Here is a 24,577-nt window from a genome sequence, read left to right as displayed (position 1 = left end):
ATCGATTTTCATTAAAATGAATTCTAAAATATTTCTATTCATGTTTGCTTTTTTAATCTTGTCTTCATGTGCAACAAAACCACCAAAGAATCCTGATAATCTATGTTTAATATTCAAAGAAAAAAGAAGTTGGTATAAGGCTGTAATGAGGAGTGAAAAGAGATGGAAGGTACCTCCTTATGTGCTAATGTCTTTTATGTATCAGGAATCTAGCTTTAGACATGATGCTAAACCGGCAAGAGATAAGTTACTTGGTTTCATCCCTTGGTTAAGAGCCTCAACTGCAAGAGGTTATTCACAAGCACTAAAAATGACTTGGGAAGATTATCAAAAGGAAACTGGCAATACTAATGCTAAACGTTCATCATTTAAAGATTCAGCCGATTTTATTGGTTGGTATGCGGCCAAAGGATATTATCAAGGGTTTGAAAGAACCGATGCAAGGTCTTTATATTTAGCTTATCACGAAGGCTATGGTGGTTTTAAAAAGAAAACTTACAGAAAGAAACAATGGTTGATAAAGGTTGCTGACAGAGTCCAAACAAGATCAACAAAATATCAACAACAGTATTGGGGATGTCAAAAGCAACTCAAACGTAAATGGTTTTTCTTTTTTTAAGTCTTAAACTTCTTTAATTTTAAGGTTAAGTTCTTTTAACTGATCAATATAACTTTCACCAGCAATAGCAGATTTTTTTGAGTTATTTAATAAATATTTTTCACAAACGTATTGTAAATCTTTTACAGAGCACTTCTTAACTCTAGATCTAAAATTAAGTCTTGCTTCTTGTGATCTATTATCTAACTCACTGGAAAAATCATTCATAGCCTCTCCAAATGGCGATAAAGGCTTATCAATACTAGAAATAACTCCAAGTATGCCTTCATCTAAGTGAGATGTTTTAATATTGCTTATTCCCCAATCAATTGATCTTTTAAATTCATTAAATGTTTCGATGCAATTAGGATCCCTGTAAGAAAAAAATTTGAAGGTTTTATTTTTTGAATCTTGGCTTGCACCAGCACCATAAGCACCACCTTTTTCTCTAATTGCCGAATGTAAATAGCCATTTCTTAGCACAGCACCCAAAACCGTTAATGCAGCAGAATCATTATGATCAATATCTACTGATGGAAATGCTTCAGCACAAAAGCATACTTGTGATCCAGTTATCCATGCATATGAATCTTTTTGCGATTCAAGAAAAAGAATTTTTTCAAAGTTTGAATTTTTATCAAAATCACTCTTAATTTTTAAATCCTGCAAGTCTATAGATGAAGCTATGAATGTGTATATAGGATCATTAGATATTTTAGATTTAATTGCTTGCAGTGAATCTATATAACTATCTATATTTTTTTCTTTAGTAATATTTTTATACAAGCTCGACGTATTACTTATAAATCTTATCCCGCCGGTAAAATCATTAGTTGAAGCTATATTATTTATTTGAGCTGCAGCACTACTCATTGATAAAATATGACCATTTTGAATAATTGATTTTTCATTATTAGCTGAAATAAAACCTAACAATTCTTGAATTCTTTCTGACTCATTAAAATTTGATTCTTGAATTGTTTTTAACATTAAATCTTGCATTTGATTTTCATTTCCTTTTAAACACTTACTACTAATTTTTAACGCTAGTTGATAATTTTTATTTGTTTCATCTGGAATTACACTAAAAGATGCTGAAATACCACCACTTATAAGAGATTGCTTTTTTTGAATTAATTCATAGGATTCTGATCCCAGTCCAATATTTGTAATATTGTCAGAAAAAAGAGAGGAGATCTCTAACTCATTTTTAGTTAAGCTTTTGCATGGAAAAATCATTGAATGATATACAAGACCATTAGTTCCTGTTTTGTAAAAGTAATTAGCATCACTTTTATTTGGTGAAATATATGATCTCTTTAGTGGGATATCACTTTTAGTAACTTTTGGTAAAATTTCAGGATCATCTACTTGTGATTGTCTTTTTTCAAGAGACTTTGCTATATAAGCTATTTTATTTTTATCATCAATTGAAAGTGTGTTTGTGTATTTATCAAGCTTATCTTGAATTTTCTTTTCAATTTTCTTATTAAAGTTAACATCCGGTATTAAAGAATAATTAACTCTATGATTATTTTCTATCAAATTCTTAGATATAAGACTTTCAATATAATTTTCTTTATTTAAATTATCTTTAATGCTATTAAAAGCCGAATCTAAATCAAGAATATTTAAAGGATTATCATTGTGAATGCATGCCGGCAAACAACTTAACATTACTTGAAGACCAAAGGGCATACCAGATCCTGTAATTTCCCTTTGTTTTATTTCTAACTGATGAAGTGATGACATTACAAGTTCCTTCGGGATGCCATTTTCAGTAAGATCATTTAAACAATCAAATACTAATTTCTCAACTTCCATATGCTTATTAGATTCAACTCCTTCCAGTCCTACAGCAAAGACAAGTTCTTTTTGATCAGCTTCAAGTCCAGTTAATGGAGAAAGAGATTTACCCAAATTTGTATTTTCTAATATCTTTCTAAGTGGTGATGCAGAATTATCTAGTAATATACTTGACATTAAATAAGATTCTAATAATTCAATTGGATTATGACTTTCTTTCAACAACCAGCTTAAGACAACATGATGATTATTTTCATCACCAGGTTGTGGATTGTAGAAGTCATAGGCAACTTTTGGTTCTGATATTCTTTTTTCATTTTTGACAGCAATTTCTTCAAGCGAAGGAGTGAATTTGTTCAAAACATTTGCATGTATATAATCCTGAATTTCTTTTGGACTAATCTTTCCAAAAGTAAAAAAGGTTGCATTGGAGGGGTGATAATGTTTTTTATGAAATGAAACTAAATCCTCATGAGTAAGATCAATAATATTTTCTGGATTTCCTCCACTATTATGTTTGTAAGTTGATGATGTATATAAATTTTTTGATAAACCATGCCATAATTGACTAGTCACTGAACTCATGGCTCCTTTCATTTCATTAAAAACAACTCCCTTAATTTGAATTTCACTTTCGATATTATCGTTGTCTGAAAATTCTAGCCTATGGCCCTCCTGAGCAAAATCGAGCATGTCTAATTTTGGGAAAAAGGATGAATCAAGATATACCCCTAATAAGTTTTTAAAATCTTTATTATTTAAAGTTGCAAAAGGATAAGCAGTCCAATCACTTGAAGTGAACGCATTCATAAAGGTATTTAGAGATCTTCTAATCATCATAAAAAAAGGATCTCTTACAGGATACTTTTCAGAACCACATAATGCAGTGTGTTCAAGTATATGAGCTACGCCAGACGAATCACTTGGAATAGTTCTAAAAGCAACCATAAATACTTTTTCATTGCTTTTTGAATCTAAATGAATATGTTTGCATTTAAAATGCTCATCCTCATAAATTTGTGCATTTATATCAAGTAATGGTATATATTTTTCGTCTTGTATTTCAAACATAAAAAAAGTTGTTAAAATAATATAATGAACAAAATAACTTCTCTAATCTGTGTCTTATTAATTTTTGGATGTGCTAGCACTCAATCGAATATAAAAATTAACTCTGTTGATACATTTAATCTTGATAATTATAGCGATTTTTATATAAATATAAATGATTCATTTTTAAGTGCTGAAATTGATCCAATTGAGCTTGAAAAATTTTCAAATAATTTTAAAAATGCATTGGAAGAGAAGGGTCTTTCCTATGATAAAAATTCTAATTTAACTTTTGAAATCAATATCACAACTAAAGATAAAATTGATGCAGATAGGGGATCTCTAGGTTATTACTACTATTCACCTTATTACTATAATAGATATTCATTTAATAATGATGTTAGAACTGTAACTGAAAATATCTTAAGAATTAATCTCAAAGACAAAGAACTTGATACCACAGTTTGGACAGTACTTACTGTTTGGAGAAATGGTTCATCAAGAGATGTTACAACTGATGATGGATCAAATATTTTAATTGATGAAATTATGTTGAGTTTTTTATAAAGCTTAGTTCTTGCTTGAAGGAATATCTTTAAACGCAACTCCTTTATCTGCTCTGGGATCTTGCGGTAAACCAAGAACACGTTCAGCAATAACATTTTTTAAAATTTCATCAGTTCCACCAGCTATTCTAAGTCCTGGAGCTCCCAGCCAAGCATTGTGAAAACTTTTAATATCTAAATTCTCAGTTCTTAGCATTCCAGCCATATCCAAGGAGTCTATACCAAAGTTACCAATATCTTGCAGCTTACCAGCACTAACAATTTTTGTAATAGATGCTTCTGGTCCTGGTGTTTGACCTTTTGAAAGGGCTGACATTGTTCTCAATTTTGTATTTTTTAAGCCGCTTGCTTCACAATACCAATCTGCAATAGATTCACGAGCAGCTTTATTATTTAAAAGTGGTTCACCATTATCATCCTGTTTTTTAGCCCACTTAAAAGCATCTTCAACATCAGCGCCGTTAGCATCTCCAACAGCCAATCTCTCATTCATTAAAGTTGTGATAGCCACTTTCCAACCATCACCAATTGCTCCAAGTCTTTGTGAATCTGGTATCTCTACATCATTAAAGTAAACTTCATTAAAACTTGAACTTCCAGTAATTTGTTTAATTGGTTTAATTTCTATGCCAGGTGACTTCATATCCACAAAGAAAAAAGTCATACCTTTATGCTTTTCAACACTTGGATCATGCCTAACAACTAAAATGCCAAAATCAGAAAAATGAGCACCAGATGTCCAAACCTTTTGCCCGTTTATTATCCACTTATCTCCATCTTGGACAGCTTTGCTTCTTAGTCCTGCAACATCAGATCCAGCGGATGGTTCAGAAAATAATTGACACCAAATTTCTTTACCTTCGGCCATAGGAGGTAAGTATCTTTCTTTTTGCTCATCAGTAGCGTACTCCATCATTACTGGACCACACATCCCTAGACCAATTTCAAAAATACCTTTTGGTACGTCAAATTTTGATTCTTCATTACCCCATATAATCCTTTCTATCGCGCTGGCTCCAATTCCCCCATACTCTTTTGGCCAATGTAACATTGCCCATCCTGCATCATATTTCTTTTTTTGCCATGATTTGGCTTCTTTTAGTGCATCCTTGTTAGCAAAATCATTTGGCTTAGAATTTCCACTTTTATATTTTGCATTTTCTTCAAGCCAAGATCTGCATTGTTTTCTAAAATTTGCTTGTTCTGTTGTATCGTTGAAGTCCATTTTTATAATCCTAGTTAATATTTGACTGTTCTAAACTTGTAACAAGTTTCTCTTTCCAATTACTCATCGAACCTATATTTAATGATAGAAGTTTTGATCGTCTATAAAATAAATGACAATCATATTCCCAAGTAAATCCATTGCCTCCATGAGTTTGAATATTTTCTTTTGAGCACAATTGAAATGCTTTTGTAGAACTAACCCTTGCAGTTGCAGAAGCAGATGGAAGGTCAGAAGAGTTTGTTGACAAGGCCCAAGCAGCATAATAACAATTAGATTTGGCTAATGTTAAAGAAACATACATATCAGCAAGTTTATGTTTTATTGCTTGAAAAGAGCCAATTGGTCTTCCAAAAGCATATCTTTCTTTTGCATAACCTATCGCCATATCAAGCGAAGCTTGTGCCCCACCTATTTGTTCATAACTAAACAATACAGCTGCTTGATTTATAATTGATTCGTATTGTTCCCAACCACTGATCTCATCACCAATAAGAGAACCTTCTACGTTATCAAAATCAATTTGAAAATGACCTCTACTTTCATCAATATTTTTCTGGTGTTTTATAGTAACTCCAGAGGAGGATGTATCTACCAATCTCAACGAAATGCCAGAATTTGTTTTTGCCACTACAATTACATGAGTAGCAATTTTAGCGTCAGGCACTGCTATTTTTTTGCCATTTATCAAACCATTATCACAACTTACCAAAATATTGTCACGACTAGGTGCCATAAAATCTTCGGTAACAGCAAGTGTGCCTACAATTTCACCTGATACTAACTTTGGAAGTAATTCTTTTTTAAGTTCATCATTTGCATAATTAATAATGGTTTCTGTAAATAAATATACTGATGAAGAAAATGGAACAGGAGCAAGAAATCGACCTAATTCCTCAGCAATCACACATAGCTCAAGATGTCCAAGGCCTAAGCCATTATATTTTTCTGGTATTCTTATCCCAGTCCAACCGAGTGAAACAATTTTTGCCCATAAATCATTATCCACATATGATTCATTCTCAAGAACAGTTCTATTTCGTAATAATGCATTTTCTTTAGAAAGAAATTTTTTTGCTTCTTCTTTTAGCATTTTTTGATCATTTGAAAAATCTAAGTTCATTTTTGAATATTAATGTAAAATAAAAGCTTATTATAAAGTAATCTTTAATTTTTTAACATTTATGAGTAATGAGATAAAACCTAGCAAACAACTACCGTCATACTTAAAAAAAATAGAATCAGGTGGCTTATTAATTGGTTTTATTTATGTTTTAGTTTTTATGTCTATTCTGGCTTTAATTATTTCTCAAATAACACAATCTACAAATTTCAATAATACTCTTTCAGCAATAGATGAAAGGGTTTTAATAATTGAAGAGCAAATAAATATTGCAGATGAAACTAATAATGATTCTCTAACCGAAATATCTTCATCTATACAGTTTTTAGATAGAGAGGTGAGAAAATTGTGGGATTTAAGTAATAAAAAAAATAGAGTCGATATATCTAAAATAAAAAAAACCATCGATGATATTAATGAAAATCTACAAAATTTGAACCTTAACATGGGTAGTGCTGCTAAAAATATTAAAGGTAATAAAGATCTTGTAGACAAAATTGAAAGGCAATTAGGCAATATTTCATCTATTGGAAAAAATTTAACAGAACTTAAATCGTCAATAAGATCGCTGGAGACACAAATAATTATTATAGATGACTCTATAGTTAGCCTAGAGAATTATAAAAAACAATTAAATCAAGTTATAAACGAGGTTCAAACTGAGATAGCTTCAATAAAAGAGAGTATTATTAAAGAATAAAGATAAAGATTAATGAATAAGAAATTTTTACAAGTATTTCTATTGCTAGCTTTCATCCCTTTAGCAATATTAATTGGCTATGGCATTATTGTATTGGCTCCAATATTTTGCTGTTTTCTTGCAATAAATTCATATAAGTTTAATAATTTTAAAGAGATGTACATATGGATAGTTGTAGGGACCATAAGTTTTCTCATTGCTTTGTACATGTTGGGGGTTTTATGAGTTTTATTTTCAAGTCATATTTAGTTATTGTCGGTATATTTTCAATTGTATGCGGCTTATACACCATCTTTTTTCCAAATTTAGAATCTTTCTTTTTACCATTTGGTGAAATTGAAAGAAATACCCCACTTGCAACTTTTGTGCGTACTTTAGCTGGTATTTTTGTTGCCGGCGGTTACATTATGGTGAGATTTATTTTCTCTTCATCTAGAGTTCAACTTGGAACTGTTTTAATATATATAGTTTTTTGCATGTTAGTTGGAAAATTATCTGGGATGTTCTATGAGGGCCTATTCCAATATGATTTAATTGCTTTTTTTATAGGTTTGTTAACTCTTATCGCATTAATTTTCTTGTATAGACAAAGAAAAAATCAAATTAATTACGATTTGTAATTAATAAATTTCTTACATATAAATAAAAATAGGCTTTATAATGCTGCAATCTGGGGATGTGGTGGAACTGGTAGACACGCTTGGCTTAGAACCAAGTGCCGCAAGGCGTGGGGGTTCGACTCCCTCCATCCCTACCAATATTATCGCTTTATGAATTATAGAATTTTATTATCTCTTTTAATTATCCCTTCTTTATTGAGCGAAAATAAGACAATCGAAGTAAGAAAAATTATTAATTCTGATGATTTTGCTCAAGAAAAAAATTCATACTGTAAGAACAGATCTGATCCGAGCATATTGACATGGTTTGAAGATTTTAATGGTGATTCACTTTCAAAGGAGAATTGGCAATACTCAGTATCTAACGGTTTTAATTATAATGGACAATACATTTCAGGCTGGGGAAATGGTGAATTACAGTACTATACAAAACCTCAACGAAATACTAGATTTAATGAACATCATCACATAGATGACGTATCTGGTGAAAATCTTATTCTGAAAGAAAAAATTGAAAACGAAAAAATTAAGAATGTAACTAATAACTTATTTATTGAAGATGGATATTTGAAAATTCAACCAATCTATAACAAAAAAAAACCATATTTTGGATTTAATTATACGTCAGCGAGAATCAATACAAAAAGCTTAAAGTCATTTACTTATCCATCAAAAATAACTATTTGTTTCAAGGTACCAAAAGGTATTGGTTTTTGGCCAGCTTTTTGGCTAATGCCTGATAAAGATGTGCAATGGCCTCAAGGTGGTGAAATAGATATAATTGAGCATAGGGGAAGAATTTCAAATATTGCTAGTTCAGCTTTGCACTTTGGCAAGACTCCAACAAACAAATCAACACTTGTTGGTGAAGCTTTAATTCCTAGAAAAGTAAGATTTATTGATAAATTTCATTCTATTACATTGAAATGGTTAGAAGATGAGATAAGTTTTTATTTAGACAATGAAAGTGAACCTTATTTTCGAATTGATAGTAATCACCCAGAATTTAAAAAATTTAGTTATCCGTTTAATTCCACATACTATATGATTATTAATGTAGCTGTAGGAGGAATTTATGATGATTATTGGGTGGATTATGATGCATTTTGTAAGAATAGATTATGCACAAATAAAGAAAATCCTGATCAGCAAAGGTTTATAGTAGATTGGATTGAGTATGAGCTTCTTGTTGAATAAGTTTACAAAACTGCATTTCTATATATAATTATCACCGATGAATATAACTACAACACATAACAGACGGGTTTTAGCTATTTAAGCTGGGACATTGTTATGTATATTTGACCCAGCATTTGCTGGGTTTTTTGTTTTTAGGAAACTATGAAAAATTTTATTACAACGTCAGAATGGGCCAAAGATGAACTTCAAGATCTACTTGATTATGCTAGCTTTTTGAAAAAGGAAAAATTTCATAAAACGTTAGAAAATAAGTCTGTTGCTCTGCTTTTTTTTAATCCATCAATGAGAACAAGAACAAGTTTTGAAGTAGGAATTAATGAGTTAGGTGGATATGCAGTGATATTACATCCTGGAAAGGATGCTTGGCCAATAGAATTTAAACCAAACGCTATAATGGACGGTGATAATGAAGAACATATCATTGAGGTTGCAAAAGTTTTATCTGATTATTGTGATTTAATTGCTGTAAGAGCCTTTCCTAAATTTCAAAATGTTGATGAAGACATTAGTGATATTATTTTAAGATCATTTGCTGAGCATTCTTCAGTCCCAGTTGTAAACATGGAAAGTATTACACATCCTTGTCAGGAGCTAGCTCATATTCTTACAATGCAAGAAAAATTAGGTGATCTATCCAATAAAAACTATCTCCTTACATGGACTTATCACCCTAAACCTTTAAATACTGCTGTTGCCAACTCTTCTCTTCTTGTTGCTAGCAAATTTGGTATGAACATCAAGCTTTTATGCCCTAATAAAGACTATATTCTTCATGAGAGCTTCATATCAGAGGCTCAGTCAAATTGTAAAAAAAATAAAAAATCATTTTCAATACATCATGATATTAAAGAAGCTTATGAGGGTGCGGATATAGTCTATGCAAAAAGTTGGGGATCATTAAACTACTATGGAAGTGTTGAGGATGAAAAATTAATAAGAGATAAATATAAGCATTTTATTGTTGATCAGGAAAAAATGGATCATACAAATAAAGCTTTATTCAGTCATTGTCTTCCATTAAGAAGAAATATAAAAGCAACTGATGAGGTAATGGATTCTAACTATTGTGTCGCAATTCAAGAAGCACAAAATAGAAAACATGTTCAAAAGTCATTATTAACCAAATTAATTGGAAAAAAATTATGAAAAAAATAGTATTAGCATTTTCAGGCGGTCTTGATACAAGTTTTTGTGTACCTTATTTAATTGAAAAGAATTTTGAGGTGCATACAATTTTTGTTAACACAGGTGGTATATCAAAATCTGAAGAAAATAAAATTTCAAAAAGAGCAATTGAGCTAGGTGCAAAAAAACATATTAATACAAATGTTGATGTTCAACTGTGGGATGAAATTATTAAACCACTTATCTGGTCTGGGGCATCCTATCAAGACAAATATCCTGCTTTATGTTCTGACAGATATCTAATAGTGAAAGAGGCGATCAAATTATGCAAAAAATTGAAAACTAATTATATCTCTCATGGATGCACTGGAATGGGTAATGATCAAGTAAGATTTGATTTATCTATTCAGTCTTTTGGTAAATTTAATACGATAACTCCAATAAGAGAGATTCAAAATAAAATTTCTAATGTAAGGGGCTACGAAGAAGATTTCTTAAAAGAAAGAGGATATAAAATTTCATCACTTAGTTCAAAATATAGTGTTAATGAAAATCTCATGGGAGCTACTATATCTGGTTCAGAAATTGACCAATGGAAGAAACCATCAAATGAAAGCTATATCATATGCTCAACTCCAGAAAATTATCCTAAAAAAAGTAAAAAAATTACAATTGATTTTAAAAATGGAGTAGCTAAGAAATTAAACAATAAATCAATTAAAGGCCCTGATTTGTTAAAAAAACTAAATGGAATTGGTGGAAAATATGGTATTGGAAGAGAAATCTTTGCAAGCGATACTATCATCGGCATTAAAGGAAGATTTATATTCGAAGCACCTGGCATAACTATCCTTCAAAGAGCTCACAGAGCACTTGAGGAGGCAGTTTTTACTGATAAGCAAAACTTTTTTAAGCCAATAATAGGTAAGAAGTGGGTTGAATTGGTATATGGTGGATTTTACTTTGATCCCCTAACAAGAAATTTAGAGACTTTTTTAGAGGATATTCAAAAATCAGTAAATGGACAAGTAACTTTAACATTGAGTTCTGGCAGAGTGGACGCTATTTCCGTAGACGCAAAAAAAATACTTATCAGCAACGAAGCAATATATGCACAATCCGCATCTTGGGGGGTTGAAGAATCACAAGGTTTCATTAAATTGCTTGGTCAAAGCACTGCAACTTGGACAAGTGTTAATAAAAAATAATTATGGATAAGGCATTTACTAAAGAAACAGTCCTTAAGTTATTGGGTGGAATGAGTAGTGAAAAGGAAATAAGAAAATATCTTGAAAGGTTTTCATCAGATGATTACAGGTTTGCGGTTATTAAAGTTGGTGGCGCAATTATAAGAGATGATTTGGAAAGTTTAGTTTCCTCATTACTTTTTTTAAACGAAGTTGGCCTAAGACCAATTATTGTTCATGGCGCAGGGCCAATGCTATCCAAAAAGCTTGAGGAGTCAAAAGTTAAGTTTTCATTTAAAAATGGACAAAGAATAACCACTGACGAAGTGCTTAAAATTGCTATAAGGGTATTTGATGAAACTAATAATCAACTATGTAAATCGCTTGAAGCAAATGGAGTAAATGCCACTCCTATAAACCAGGGCATCTTTACATGTAAAATTAAAGATAAAGATCTTGGGCATGTTGGTGAAATAGTAGAAACTAATTCCGAAGAGCTAAAAAATATTTTATCAACTCAGTCTATACCTGTAATATCTCCACTTGGAGCAACAGAAGAGGGTGAATTTGTAAATATTAATGCTGATAACGCGACTATAGCTATAGCAAAGGAAATTTCACCAGATAAAATTATTTTCTTGAGTGAAACCGGCGGAATTTTAGATGAACAAGACCAATTGATTTCTACGATAAATATTAAGGATGATTATGATAAATTGATGACAAAAGATTGGCTTCACTCAGGCATGAAATTAAAGTTAGAACAAATAAAACTTTTATTAAATATATTACCAACCAGTAGTTCGATATCTATTACAAAGCCAATTAATCTCAATAAAGAGTTATTCACAGATGCAGGTTTTGGAACTTTAATTAAATCTGGACACGAAATAAATAAAAAAGATATTTTAGATCATGAAGAACAAAGGTCATTGCAGTTAGTTCTTGAAAAATCCTTTAATGGAAAGCTCGTAAGTAATTATTTTGATAACGAGAATAAAGAATATTATTTAAGTTCATGCAAAAGAGCTGCTATTGTGATGACTTTTGAAGATTCCATACCTTATATGGACAAATTCGCAGTTATTGATAAAGCTAGAGGAGAAGGATTAGGTAATGCAATTTGGAAAAGAATGTTAGTTGATCATTCAAAGGTATTCTGGAGATCAAGGCCAAATAATTCTATAAACAAATTTTACATGCAAGTATGTGATGGTTTTCAAAGATATGAGGATTGGAATATTTTTTGGATTGGAATAAGTGATTTAAAAGAATTAACAAAATGCATTGAATCTGCCTCTAGTAAACCAGCTACTATAAATTATGAAAAATAAATTAAATATTGCAATGCTTGGTGGCAGAGGGTATGTGGGCCAAGAAATAATATCTATTTTAGATAATCACCCAAACTTAAATCTTACTAAAGTGTTTTCAAGTTCTAATGCAGGTGCGCAAGTAAAAAATTCTTGTAATAAAGACTTAAAATTTTCCCCGTTAAAAAAATCCGAAATGAATATAGATGGTGTAGATGTAGTTATCCTAGCAATGCCCAATGGTAAAGCTAAATCATATTTTGATATCATTAATAAAATAAATAATCAAATTATTTTTATTGATATAAGCTCTGACTTTAGAACAGACAATGCTTGGCATTATAGACTGCCTGAATTAAGAAAATATAATGGTTCAAAAACCATTAGCAATCCTGGTTGTTATGCAACTGCAATGCAATTATCAATAGCACCTATTATGGATTTAGTCGACGGGGATATTAATTCTATTGGTATTTCTGGCTATAGTGGGGCGGGAGCAACTCCTAATTCAAGAAATAATCAATCAAAACTGGAAAATAACCTAATTCCATACTCACTATCTGGACATGCTCATGAGAATGAAGTCAGAATGAATCTTTATAAACAGATCCATTTTTCTCCCCATGTAGCAAGTTTTTTTAGGGGTATATTAGTAACATCAAAATTAAAATTAAAGAAGAAAAACAGCGTAGAAAATATTTTTAACATGTATAAAAATTTTTATGAAAATTCTAAGTTAATTAATATTAAAAAAGATATTCCAATGATCAATGAAATTATAAATACTCATACTGTTGAAATAGGCGGGTTCTCCCTTGATGAAAATAAACAACATTTGACACTATGTTGCACTTTAGACAATCTTCTTAAAGGAGCAGCAACTCAGGTTATTCAAAATATAAATGCTGCTTGTGGTTTTGATGATTTAACAGGAGTTAACTATGAATAAGAAGATATGGAACACAAAAAATATTAAATCATCAAAAGAAATAGATTTATTCTTATCATCTGATGATATAGAGCTTGATAAATATATATTTGTTCATGACATTGATGGAACAATTGCGCATGTAAAGTCTTTAAGGTCAATTGATATACTGAAGGCTAGTGAAGAGTCAAAAATATTAAAAAAACTTAAAGAATTAAAATTAAATTATATTAATGGTTCATTTAAGTTAAGTAATAAATATGAAGATTGTCATTCTGCGATTGAAATTTTCTTGATAAAGGAATTAGGCGATATTGGGAAAAAAATTCATACGGGTAGAAGCAGAAATGATCAGGTTTTAGTTGCAACTAGATTATTTGCAAAAGAGCAATTAATTAATATTAAAAATCAAAATAAATTAATTGCAAGTAAGTTTTTAACACTAGCATTTAAACATGAAAAAATTCCAATGCCAGGATATACGCACATTCAAAGAGCTATGCCATCCTCGTGGGGCTTATGGTTTGCATCATTCGCTGAATCTTTCATTGATAATATTGATTTAATAATTAAAACAATTGATTGGATTGATTCAAATCCGCTTGGTACTGCAGCTGGATATGGTGTCGCCTTGCCACTTGATAGAAAAAAGACCACTAAAGATTTAGGTTTCAATCGAATACAAATAAATAGTCTCTATGCTCAAAATAGTAGAGGTAAATATGAAATGCAAATAATAAATACTCTTAAACAACCTATGCTTGATTTGAGAAAATTTGCATGGGATATGAGTTTGTTTTTGTCTCAAGAGTTTAATTTATTGTCAATTGATAATAAATATTCAACTGGATCATCAATAATGCCAAATAAAAGTAACCCTGATGTTATAGAGATAATTAGAGCTAACTATTCAATTCTTGCAGGTTTATCCTCTGAATTAGAAAACCTATTATCATTACCAAGTGGTTATCACAGAGATCTTCAACTCACCAAAAGAAGTTTAGTTTCTTCTTTTATTATATGTTTTCAAACATTATCTATAATTCCAGATATTCTTAAATCAATTAAAGTAAATAAAACAAATTCAAGCAAATACATCAATGAGGATATGATGATGACTGATAAAGTATACGAATATGTTGCTACCGGTATGTCTTTTAGAGATGCATATGATCTTGTAAAAAATAATCCAGTTGACAAAAAAATTAACACAGTTAAATCTAAAAATTATTCACTAGGTTCTCCAAAAAATCTTGAATTAAACATTCTCAAAAAACGACTGACAAAGATAAGATAGCTAAATGTCATTACCAATTAGATTCAGAGTTGTTTTTATGTCATTTTTGGCTGTTTTTATTTGTTACATAGACAGAGTTAACATTTCAGTAACTATTATTCCTATGCAAGAACAATTCGGTTGGAGCGAATCACAGGTTGGACTTATTTTGAGTTCTTTCTATATAGGCTACATGATTTCAATGACAGTGGGAGGATATTTAGCTGATAAATATGGAGGTAAAAGAGTTTTAGCCTACGGACTTCTTCTTTGGTCATTTTTTACAATTATTACACCAGCATTTGCTTACAGTGGCTTTTTTCTTTTAATTTTTATTAGAATATTAATGGGACTAGGTGAGGGTATCACATTTCCATCATGGCATTCTTTATACGCAAGATGGATACCTTTTAATGAAAGAACAAGAACAATTGCAGTTACCAATAGTGGCATAGCAGTTGGTACAGTATTTGGTTTAGTTGTAGCAGCCTTGATTATGGAGAATTACTCATGGGAATGGGTATTTTATTCGTTTGGTGCTTTAGGTGTTTTCTGGTTTTTTTTCTGGCAAAAATTAGTTACTTCATATCCAGAAGATCATAAAAAAATAACTAAATATGAACTTGATTTAATTCAAAGAGAGGCTCCTGCAAGCTCTGCTGCAAAATCAGTACCTTTTTATGATTTAATTAAAAATGGACCTTTTATTGCAATTGTCATTGCTACTTTTTGCAATAACTGGTCTTTGTACACTTTTTTGTCATATCTACCAAAATACGTTAATGCTTCTGAATTATCTGGAGGGCTTGGGATTGATTTAGATTCTGGAACTTTTATTTTACTAATTTTAATTCCAAGCATTGTTTCAGTTTTTTCATTAATTTGTGGGGGTTTTTTAGCTGACAGCCTAATCAAAAATGGTTTCAAAATTATAAAGGTAAGAAGGTCAGTAAATACAATCGGCTTTTTTGGTTCTGCAATATGTTTGACTATTATTCCTTTTCAAGAATCAATTTTGTTAATAATATTATTATTATGTTTGACAAACATTTGTAGCGGAATAGCAGCTGGCGGTTTTGGCGTAAATCACGCAGATTTGGGTCCTAAATATACTGGATCACTAGTAGGAATCTCAGGAAGTCTTGCGATGATTGCAGCTATTTTAAGTCCAATAGCTGCTGGATTTATCTTAGAATTGACTAACTCATGGAACCTTATATTTTTTATTTGTAGCAGCGTTCTAGTATTTGGCGGAACTTATTATTTAATATTTTCAAGTGCAGATAAACAGTTTGAATAATACTCTTAGTTTTTAGCCATTATTTGAAAAAAATTAAAAATCTCTTGAGATGTTCTATCTCTGGCTGTTCTCCACTCAGTAGTAGTGGAGTTATTTATTATTTCTCTGTTTAAATTAAACACTAAAATTCTTGGTATTCCCTCCGAAGGAGGTATATCAAAATACTCAATTAAATTCATATTTTTATCATACCTGCCAACATCTATATACATAATATTGAAGTTCTTATCAGTAAATTTCTTTACTGAATTAATCTCAATTGTGCCAGAAAAAATACGGCAATCTGGACACCAATTAGCCCCAAAGATAATTATTGGTTGTTTTTGCGAATCAATTGATGAATCGATAAAATTATCTAAATCAGATGTGTTATATATTTCTGCATTGTATGGAAGCGGAAGTGGATTAGTAAGAATATCTGCATCATTCAGTTTAATTGACTGAGAATTAATATTTAATGTAATAGCCAAACAAGAAAATAGCTTAAAGATTTTTTTTAAAGCTTTTGTCATATGAATTTACAAATAATAAATTTTTTTATATTGTAGTGTTAAATCATAATAATAATACTTAAAAGGGATAATACAATGATTTGGATCAATAGATTGTTCTTATTCGCTATGTTTTTAGTTTATCTACCAATTGGAATTTGGGCTATATTAGATCCAGTTTTTGGAGCCCTTGAGATGGACTTGCCTTCTTTTTTAGAAGCAGTTGGTTTAAATATTGCCTCAGAAATTGGATATAGTGAAATTGCTGGCCTATACGGGGGTTTAAATCTTTGTCTGGGAGTAGGATTCTTGATTGGTATTTTTAAAAAATCTATTGGTATCTTTTTTATTAAATTTGTTATTTTTCTTGTAGGGTCTATTGCTTTAGGTAGAGTTTTATTTTCTCTATTGCCTACCACACCTTCATTTTATAATGCATTTTTTATATTTGAGATATGCACATTTGTAATTGGTATATTAATTTTATATTTTAATAAGAGATTAGAGAGTGTTACTAAGTATTAAAATATATAATAAATAAGATCCTACAAATAAAGATCCTATAAATCTAATTATCCTTAGATCAAATTTTTTAGAAGAGTAATTCAATGCTATTAAAAAAAACAATGCCGTAAATAAAGCCATAACTATAAAGTCTCTTGAAATAATACTCGGATTTAAATATGTTTTTGAAAAAAAACCAATAATTGGAACAACAATAACAATATTCATTACATTTGATCCTATAATATTACCAATAACCATTTCGTTCTTTTTTTTCACAATTGCTGAAATAGTTGCAGCAAGCTCTGGTAAGCTAGTTCCAATAGCAATAATTGTTAGTCCAATAATTAATTGAGGAACTTTTAGTATTTCTGCAATACTTTCTGCATTTGAAACAGCAAAATGCGAACCTCCAATTAATGCAGCCAAACCCACAATAAGAAAAAAAAATGTCTGATTAATATTGCTTTTTGTTTTTTCATGATTGATATCAATATTTAAGTTTTTAGTTTTATATGTAACAAATAAAAAGACAAGAAGAATTAAAATCAGAATTAGACTTTCAAATATATCAATTCTCAGATCATATAGAGCATATCCAAGAAAACAAGCTGCTAAAAAAAAGGGGATAAACTGAAGAATTGGAGTCGAAGTCGGTCTATATGAAATACCAATACATGAAACGCCAAATATTAGAGCTATATTTGAAATATTTGAACCCACAACTGTCCCCATAGCTATCTCTCCCGTATTGTTGATAACAGATGATATAGCTATAAAAATTTCGGGAGCAGATGTCCCTAAGGCAATTATAGTTAATCCTATAGTGAGTTCAGTTAAACCAAGTTCTTTTGCTAATAATGATGAACTATCAATGAATTTATTTGCTCCCCATACAAGAATACCAATCGCAAAAGCTAGCCAGAAAAAATTAGCAAATAAGGCCATAAGATATTTTACCTCAAATATTGTTTCAATAGATTATGTTGAATTAAGTAAAATACAATATCATCGTTAAGAGTATTAATATAAAATTAGATAATGAAATTAGACAACTTATTTTCAGTCAAAGATAAAATAGCAATTGTTACTGGTGGATCTAGAGGAATTGGCGAAATGATTACTTCTGGGTTGTTAGCAAATAAATGTAAGGTATATATATCTGCAAGAAAAGCTCCTGCTTTGCTGGAGAAAGCAAAAGAATTAAGTGATGAATATGGATCAGAATGTATTCCGATTCCATGTGACTTGAGTACGAAAGAAGGAGTAGATTTATTTTTTAACCAAATAACTGAATTGGAACCAAATGGTATAGATTATTTAATAAATAATGCCGGAGCTGCATGGGGTGAGACTTTAGAGGAATTTTCTGAAACAGGCTGGGATAAAGTGATGGACCTCAATGTAAAAAGTATGTTTTTTATGATTCAAAAATTTAAAACTATTTTAATAAAAAAAGCTACTATCGATGACCCATCAAGAATAATAAATATTGGATCAATCGATGGATTAAATGTACCAGCATTCGAGACATATTCTTATAGCACTTCAAAAGCAGCCGTTCACCATTTGACAAGGGTGTTAGCGGCAAAATTAGTAAAGGAAAATATTCTTGTTAATGCTATTGCTCCAGGACCATATCCAAGTGCAATGCTTGGCTCTGCAGTAAATTCTGATTACTCGGATATTGAAAAAAGAAATCCAAGAGGAAGAATTGGCTCGCCTGAAGATATTGCCGGCCTTACAATTTTTTTGTGCTCAAGAGCCGGCGCGTATACTGTCGGTGAGACAATAACCTCCGATGGAGGAATTGTTAAAACAACAAGCCACAATTTGGGATAACTTATTTTTTTGCTTTTTTAAAGGCTTCGACTAGTAAATTTTTCATCCAAATATGGCCACCATCTCCTTCATCATTTTTATGCCATATTAAAAAATACTCCATCATCGGTATTTCAGCAGGAATTTCAATATATTTTAAATCATTTTTTTCTGCAAAACTTTTCGTTGCAAATAAAACCACATCTGTTGAACGAATTATTTCTGGAGCTATCAAAAAATGCTGACATCTAAGAGCAATCTCTCTTTTATATCCAATTTTTTCTAATTCGATGTCAATTAAATGAAGACCTCTTTTTCTATTTGAAACATTAAGATGACGTTGGTTCAAAATATCTTCAATTGATACATTACTTTTTTTTGATAACTCATGGTTATCTCTGTGTGCAACTACAAAGGAATCTTCAAATACTTTCATAGAATTTATTTCATCAGAAATTGGAATTACTGGATCCACAACAAAATCTAAATTATTTGTTGAAAGAGCATGAACTTGATCATGTCTTGAATAAGCATAACTGCCAATTGAAACTCTTGGAGCGTTACCATCAACTATCTCCATTAAATATGGTAAAACCCTACTTTCTGAGATGTCACCGAGTGATAATTTAAAATTTCTTTTTGATAACTTAGGATCAAACCCATCAGGCTCGTTCACACTTATTTGCATCAAAGTCAATGCACTTTGAATATCTTTAATTATGTTTTCTGTTTTTTGAGTAGGAACCATTCCAGAGCCTGTTCGAACAAAAAGCTCATCATCAAATTTTTCTCTTAGTCTTGATAATGCATTACTTACTGCTGGTTGTGTTATACCAACAACGTTTGCTGCTTTCGTTAAACTCCCCTCTGTATATATTGCATTGAGTACAACAAACAAATTTAAATCGAAAGAACTAATTTTCATATAGATTTGTAATTAACATAACGTTATGATTAATTATTAGCAAAGATGTATTATTCATAGAATTTATAATAGTAACAAATTATACGATATAAAGGGAGATAATTTTTATGTTACCAGAACTTAGACCTGAAGCAGCAGACTTATTAAATAGAGTAAATGATTTTGTTACAAATGAGTGTTTGCCTAAAGAGGAGGTTTTTGAAAGTCAAATTAAAGATGGTGATGAACGTTGGAATAGTTATCCTAGTGTAATAGATGACTTAAAAGAAAAAGCTAAGTCTTTGGGTTTATGGAATTTGTTTTTACCAGAAAGTGAATTTGGTGCTGGACTTACGAATTATGAATACTCTCATTTAGCAGAAGCAATGGGTGTTTGTCATATTTCATCTGAAGCAATGAATTGTAGTGCGCCAGATACTGGAAACATGGAAGTTATAGCAAGATATGGCAACGAGCAACATCAAAAAGAATGGCTTCAACCATTATTAGATGGCAAAATTCGATCTGCATTTGGCATGACTGAACCTGGAGTAGCATCTTCTGACGCAACAAATATGAGGGCGACAGCTGTTTTAGATGGAGACGAATACGTAATTAACGGAGAAAAATGGTGGACTTCAGGTGCAGGAGATCCTAGATGTAAAATTATTGTATTTATGTGTGTTACAAATCCAGATAATGCTAAGCATCAAAGACATTCTCAAATTCTTGTTCCAATGGAATCGGACGGCATTGAAGTTCAAAGAATGATGCATGTATTTGGCTATGATGATGCACCCCATGGCCATGCGCATTTAAAATTTAGAAATGTAAGAGTGCCTAAAGAAAATTTATTATTGGGAGAAGGTAGAGGTTTTGAGATTGCACAAGGGCGTTTAGGTCCTGGAAGAATTCATCACTGTATGAGAACAATTGGCGCTGGAGAAAGAGCATTAAAATTAATGTGCGAGAGGGGTATCGATCCTAGTAAAACACCTTTTGGAAAAAATATTGCAAACCTTGGAGCAAACTTTGACTATATAGCCGAGTCTAGAATTGAATTAAATGCAGCAAGATTGTTAACATTAGACGCTGCAAATAAAATGGACACGGTAGGCAATAAAATTGCAGCTAGTGAAATTGCACAAATTAAAGTGTTTGCACCTCAAGTTGTTTTAAAAATAATTGATAGAGCAATCCAAATGCATGGAGGTGAAGGTGTATCTCAATTAACGCCATTAGCCTCAATGTATGCTCATCTTAGAACTTTACGACTAGCTGATGGACCTGATGAAGTCCATAGAAGAGCAGTTGCAAGATATGAGCTTGGTAAATATATTCCAAGATAATTTGAGTAATAAAAATTTAATATTTTACGATACAGAAACAACTGGAATTCAAAAAGATTTTAGTCAAATTCTTCAGTGTGGATCAATACTAACAGATACAGATTTATCTTTTTTAGATCAACAAAATGTAGGTTGTGCACCTCTTCCATGGGTAATACCTCAACCTCGAGCAATGCTTACAAATAAAAAAATAGAGCTTTTTCATTCTAATGTTTCTCACTATCAAATGATGAAAGATATTCAAATAAAATGGAAAGAATGGTCCAGCGAAAACCCCTCAATTTTTGTTACTTTTAATGGACATGCTTTTGATGAAGAGCTTATAAGAAGACAGTTTTGGTGGAATTTACTCGAGCCATATACAACAAATACGAATGGAAATGGTCGACTGGACTTGATGTTAATGTTTCACAATATTGCTTCGTTTTTTAGTAAAGAAATTAAGATTCCATTGCATGAAGGTGGGCCTGAAATAAGTTATAAGCTAGAACATCTTGCCAAGGAACACGAAATAGATGTTGGCGATGCTCATGATGCAATAGCGGACTGCAAGTTTATGATTTACCTTTTCAAAATTATTAAAAAATCAATTCCAGATGTATTCAATTCTTTTTTAAATATTTCCACTAAAGATGGTATTAAAAATCTTTTACATAGTGATGAATTTTTAGCGTTAGGTGAAATTCATAGACGTCATACATTTAAATACCCTGTAGTTTTTTGTGGTTCTGATCCTTCAAGACCTAATGATATTGTTTTCTTTGATTTAAGTTTTGAGCCAGAGGAAATATTAAATTTAAACTTTGCTGAAATAAATAAAATTATTCAGTCTGGCGGAAGAGACGGACCACTTAAAAAATATAAAATTAATAAAACTATTCCAGTTTGTTCTCATAATTTATTAAATCAAATAAATCATTTCGACATTGATCATGCAGAGCTTCAAAAAAGAGCTGATCTTGTTAAGAATGATATTGATTTTCAAAATAAAGTTTCACAATGTATGGAAGATAGAATAATGAATTATCCTGAACCTGAAATTTTAGAAAGCAAAATATACTCTGGTGGGTTTCCTAACCCGCGAGACAAGGATTTAATGCAAGAATTTCATTTAACAGATGATATTAAAGAAAAAGTTAAAATCTCCAGAAATTTTAATGATGAAAATATTAGATTATTAGCTGAAAGAATAATTTGTACCAATTCAAGTGGCGACATACCAGACGATATTAGAGAAAGATATGACGATCTAATTATAAAAAGGACACATGAAATTGGCCCATGGGGGTCTTTAGACAAAACAATATTAGATACAGAAAAACTTATTAAAAATGTATCAAACAAAGAAGAACTTAATATCTTACAAGCCACAAAGAAAAAATTAGATTCTATGAAATGACGGAGGGTTTTTCACCCTCCGATTAATGAAAGCCAGCATATCTAATAGGGGGAGAGGAGTGCTGACATACATTATTATATATATTTATAATTAATTATCAATATTTTGTATGATTATTTTTTCATTATTGTATCTACTTTTTATGTTCAATATATAAACATATATTAGTCAGTTATTTGTTCTACAAAAAATTCTGTATAATTCGCACGTTTACAATTAAAACATATAGACCCGTAGCTCAGTTTTGGTTAGAGCGCTGCATTGACATTGCAGAGGTCGATGGTTCGAGTCCATTCGGGTCTACCAAAATTATAGATGACAGATAAATTTAAACTAAAAGAATATATTAGAACAGTTAATAATTTTCCTATTGCTGGTATTAAATTTAGAGATATTACCAGTTTGATTGAAAATCCCTCTGCTTTCAAAATAACCTGTAATGAACTTTCAAACGCTACCTCTAAATATCGAGCTTCTAAAATTGTAAGCATTGAGAGTAGAGGTTTTATTTTTGCAGGCTCCGTCGCTAATGATTTAAGCTTGCCTTTTGTACTTGCAAGAAAACCAGGCAAACTTCCTAATGAAACACATCAAAAAAGTTTTGATCTTGAGTATGGTAGTACTTCAATAGAAATTCAAAAAAATACATCAATATCTGTCAAAGATAAAATTGTTATTATCGATGACCTTATAGCAACAGGAGGCACTGCTATTGCTTGCGCTGAGCTTCTAGTTGAAAATTTTGATGTAAAAAAAGAAAATATTCTTGTATTGGCAGTTATTGATTTGCCTGATCTTGGTGGCAGCAAAAAAATAGATAATCAAGGCTATAATGTAAAAACACTTATTAGTTATTAATCGTAAATAATATATAATCATATATCGGGGACACATGAATATTTCAAAACTTAATTATTTTTTTACTATTATTGTTTTATCAAACATATCTTTTTTTATTGGCGCTAATTATTTTCCCGATGAAAATTGGAACTCTGCCTCTCCCGAATCTCAAGGAATAGCCTCTTCAAAAGTAAAAAAATTAATTGATTTAACATTTTTAGATGATGCTACTCAAGGGGTAGTTATTATAAAAAATGGTGTAATTGTTGGAGAGAAATATGCAGATTCACACAATATGCTTTCTCATGGCACATCATGGTCTATGGCTAAAAGTTATTACGCAGCTTTAATAGGAATATCTATTGAAAAAGGTGAAATTCAAAGCTTGGATGATCCAGTTGTTAAATATCTTGATTATTTTAATGACGAAAGAAAGAATATAACAATTAGAGATTTGCTAGATATGTCTAGCGGTCTTGAATTTCCAGATCACGAGCATGAAAAAATGTTTTTTCAAGAAAGTCACCTCGACTATGCGAAATCTGTTAAGTACGAAAAAGATCCAGGCACAAAGTTTGAATATAATAATGCAAATTCAATGATTCTAGGAGATATCCTTTATGTAGCAACAAATAAAAAGGCTGATATCCTTTTAGAGGAAAGAATATTAAAACCTATTGGCATAACAGACTACAAACTATGGAAAGATGAAATGGGTAATGTTCTTACTTACTGCTGTATTGACATGTCTCCAAGAGACTATTCAAAATTTGGCTTATTGTTTGCAAGAAATGGTAATTGGAACGGTGAACAAATAATACCTAAGAATTTCATTAATGAAACTTTTCAAGTTGTATGGGAGACACCTAATTGGTGGACAGACTACAAGAGGTATTACTCATTACATTGGTGGGTATCAAAATATGATAGTGAGAGTAAAATATTTAACACAAGTGGAAAGTTTGGACAGTTTACATTCGTCGATAGAGAAAACGATATAGTTGTAACAAGAGTTACTAAATATACTCAGCCTAACTATGGAGATGTTCAAAAATGGGGACCAATAAAAAGACTCAAATGGGCAGGAGTAGAAAACGCTATAAAGACTGCAAGAAGATTATTAGAGCTTGGCTTGGTCAGCGAAGGACCTTCTGTCAATACTCCAAAAACTGATCCTGAAGGGGAATCTGATATATTTTATGAAAAATATCCAGAAGTTATAGATGCTATTGCAAATTTAAGTAGAAGTTAA

General features: G+C 30.9%; 23 protein-coding genes and 2 tRNA genes. 19 read left to right on the top strand and 6 right to left on the bottom strand.

From position 1 onward, the window contains the following. Positions 1-16: 16 nt before the first annotated feature. On the top strand, positions 17-619 hold the full coding sequence (locus M9C80_04220) for a transglycosylase SLT domain-containing protein (GenBank protein ID URQ69148.1): 603 nt from the start codon (positions 17-19) through the stop codon (positions 617-619). A 3-nt stretch (positions 620-622) separates the two neighbouring features. Here M9C80_04220 and M9C80_04215 read toward each other — a convergent pair whose 3' ends face one another. Continuing rightward, positions 623-3,475 carry an insulinase family protein gene (locus tag M9C80_04215; protein URQ69147.1) on the bottom strand — a complete coding sequence of 951 codons (2,853 nt, stop codon included), beginning with the start codon at positions 3,473-3,475 and terminating at the stop codon, positions 623-625. A gap of 24 nt (positions 3,476-3,499) precedes the next feature. Between M9C80_04215 and M9C80_04210 the strand changes: the two genes are divergently transcribed. Continuing rightward, positions 3,500-4,021 carry a hypothetical protein gene (locus M9C80_04210; protein ID URQ69146.1) on the top strand — a complete coding sequence of 174 codons (522 nt, stop codon included), beginning with the start codon at positions 3,500-3,502 and terminating at the stop codon, positions 4,019-4,021. A 3-nt stretch (positions 4,022-4,024) separates the two neighbouring features. Here the strand turns inward: M9C80_04210 and M9C80_04205 are convergent, their stop codons facing one another. Beyond that, the gene (locus M9C80_04205) at positions 4,025-5,245 is read right to left on the bottom strand and encodes an acyl-CoA dehydrogenase family protein (protein URQ69145.1); all 1,221 of its coding nucleotides are present in this window, start codon (positions 5,243-5,245) and stop codon (positions 4,025-4,027) included. Between the two features lie 10 nt (positions 5,246-5,255). Further along, positions 5,256-6,368 (bottom strand): acyl-CoA/acyl-ACP dehydrogenase, encoded by a 1,113-nt coding sequence (locus M9C80_04200; protein URQ69144.1) that lies wholly within the window; start codon positions 6,366-6,368, stop codon positions 5,256-5,258. A 61-nt stretch (positions 6,369-6,429) separates the two neighbouring features. On the opposite strand from M9C80_04200, the gene M9C80_04195 reads away from it, so the two are divergent. The 10 genes from M9C80_04195 (at position 6,430) to M9C80_04150 (ending at position 16,017) form a co-directional block, all read left to right on the top strand. Further along, entirely contained in the window at positions 6,430-7,068 is a 639-nt protein-coding gene (locus M9C80_04195) for a hypothetical protein (protein URQ69143.1), read from the top strand. A gap of 221 nt (positions 7,069-7,289) precedes the next feature. After that, the gene (locus M9C80_04190; GenBank protein ID URQ69142.1) at positions 7,290-7,688 is read left to right on the top strand and encodes a hypothetical protein; all 399 of its coding nucleotides are present in this window, start codon (positions 7,290-7,292) and stop codon (positions 7,686-7,688) included. Between the two features lie 52 nt (positions 7,689-7,740). Continuing rightward, positions 7,741-7,825 (top strand) — tRNA-Leu (locus tag M9C80_04185). Between the two features lie 13 nt (positions 7,826-7,838). Beyond that, positions 7,839-8,885, top strand: a complete 1,047-nt coding sequence (locus M9C80_04180; GenBank protein URQ69141.1) for a glycoside hydrolase family 16 protein — start codon at positions 7,839-7,841, stop codon at positions 8,883-8,885. A 144-nt stretch (positions 8,886-9,029) separates the two neighbouring features. After that, a complete protein-coding gene (locus tag M9C80_04175) occupies positions 9,030-10,034 on the top strand; it encodes an N-acetylornithine carbamoyltransferase (GenBank protein ID URQ69140.1) in 1,005 nt (334 codons plus the stop codon). Then, a complete protein-coding gene (argG, locus tag M9C80_04170; GenBank protein ID URQ69139.1) occupies positions 10,031-11,221 on the top strand; it encodes an argininosuccinate synthase in 1,191 nt (396 codons plus the stop codon). Before M9C80_04175 ends, argG begins: the two co-directional genes overlap by 4 nt. 2 nt (positions 11,222-11,223) lie before the next feature. Then, the gene (locus M9C80_04165; GenBank protein ID URQ69138.1) at positions 11,224-12,534 is read left to right on the top strand and encodes an acetylglutamate kinase; all 1,311 of its coding nucleotides are present in this window, start codon (positions 11,224-11,226) and stop codon (positions 12,532-12,534) included. Then, the gene (gene argC, locus M9C80_04160) at positions 12,524-13,462 is read left to right on the top strand and encodes an N-acetyl-gamma-glutamyl-phosphate reductase (protein ID URQ69137.1); all 939 of its coding nucleotides are present in this window, start codon (positions 12,524-12,526) and stop codon (positions 13,460-13,462) included. The genes M9C80_04165 and argC overlap by 11 nt, the downstream gene beginning before the upstream one ends. Then, positions 13,455-14,738 (top strand): argininosuccinate lyase, encoded by a 1,284-nt coding sequence (gene argH / locus M9C80_04155; GenBank protein ID URQ69136.1) that lies wholly within the window; start codon positions 13,455-13,457, stop codon positions 14,736-14,738. The genes argC and argH overlap by 8 nt, the downstream gene beginning before the upstream one ends. 4 nt (positions 14,739-14,742) lie before the next feature. Further along, positions 14,743-16,017 carry an MFS transporter gene (locus M9C80_04150; protein URQ69135.1) on the top strand — a complete coding sequence of 425 codons (1,275 nt, stop codon included), beginning with the start codon at positions 14,743-14,745 and terminating at the stop codon, positions 16,015-16,017. A 5-nt stretch (positions 16,018-16,022) separates the two neighbouring features. On the opposite strand, the gene M9C80_04145 is transcribed toward M9C80_04150, so the two are convergent. Then, a complete protein-coding gene (locus M9C80_04145; GenBank protein ID URQ69134.1) occupies positions 16,023-16,529 on the bottom strand; it encodes a thioredoxin family protein in 507 nt (168 codons plus the stop codon). A 108-nt stretch (positions 16,530-16,637) separates the two neighbouring features. Between M9C80_04145 and M9C80_04140 the strand changes: the two genes are divergently transcribed. After that, positions 16,638-17,033 carry a hypothetical protein gene (locus M9C80_04140; GenBank protein ID URQ69133.1) on the top strand — a complete coding sequence of 132 codons (396 nt, stop codon included), beginning with the start codon at positions 16,638-16,640 and terminating at the stop codon, positions 17,031-17,033. On the opposite strand, the gene M9C80_04135 is transcribed toward M9C80_04140, so the two are convergent. Further along, positions 17,010-17,960 (bottom strand): calcium/sodium antiporter, encoded by a 951-nt coding sequence (locus M9C80_04135; GenBank protein URQ69132.1) that lies wholly within the window; start codon positions 17,958-17,960, stop codon positions 17,010-17,012. The two genes, M9C80_04140 and M9C80_04135, sit on opposite strands and share 24 nt — an antisense overlap. 93 nt (positions 17,961-18,053) lie before the next feature. Here M9C80_04135 and M9C80_04130 point away from each other — a divergent pair, with 93 nt between their 5' ends. Then, entirely contained in the window at positions 18,054-18,854 is an 801-nt protein-coding gene (locus M9C80_04130; protein URQ69131.1) for an SDR family oxidoreductase, read from the top strand. Position 18,855: 1 nt separating this feature from the next. On the opposite strand, the gene M9C80_04125 is transcribed toward M9C80_04130, so the two are convergent. Beyond that, entirely contained in the window at positions 18,856-19,758 is a 903-nt protein-coding gene (locus M9C80_04125; GenBank protein URQ69130.1) for a LysR family transcriptional regulator, read from the bottom strand. A gap of 107 nt (positions 19,759-19,865) precedes the next feature. Here M9C80_04125 and M9C80_04120 point away from each other — a divergent pair, with 107 nt between their 5' ends. From M9C80_04120 to M9C80_04100, 5 genes are all read left to right on the top strand, one after another. Next, positions 19,866-21,086 carry an acyl-CoA dehydrogenase family protein gene (locus M9C80_04120; GenBank protein ID URQ69129.1) on the top strand — a complete coding sequence of 407 codons (1,221 nt, stop codon included), beginning with the start codon at positions 19,866-19,868 and terminating at the stop codon, positions 21,084-21,086. Beyond that, entirely contained in the window at positions 21,028-22,485 is a 1,458-nt protein-coding gene (locus M9C80_04115; GenBank protein ID URQ69128.1) for an exonuclease, read from the top strand. The genes M9C80_04120 and M9C80_04115 overlap by 59 nt, the downstream gene beginning before the upstream one ends. Positions 22,486-22,712: 227 nt before the next feature. Continuing rightward, positions 22,713-22,791 (top strand) — tRNA-Val (locus tag M9C80_04110). Positions 22,792-22,800: 9 nt separating this feature from the next. Continuing rightward, on the top strand, positions 22,801-23,343 hold the full coding sequence (locus tag M9C80_04105; protein URQ69127.1) for an adenine phosphoribosyltransferase: 543 nt from the start codon (positions 22,801-22,803) through the stop codon (positions 23,341-23,343). 34 nt (positions 23,344-23,377) lie between these two features. Beyond that, the gene (locus tag M9C80_04100; protein ID URQ69126.1) at positions 23,378-24,577 is read left to right on the top strand and encodes a beta-lactamase family protein; all 1,200 of its coding nucleotides are present in this window, start codon (positions 23,378-23,380) and stop codon (positions 24,575-24,577) included.

The organism is SAR86 cluster bacterium (assembly GCA_023703615.1).
Classification (GTDB): Bacteria; Pseudomonadota; Gammaproteobacteria; order Magnimaribacterales; family D2472; genus MED-G85.
Note: the sequence above shows the minus strand (reverse complement) of the source record. Positions and strands in the feature narration are given on the sequence as shown.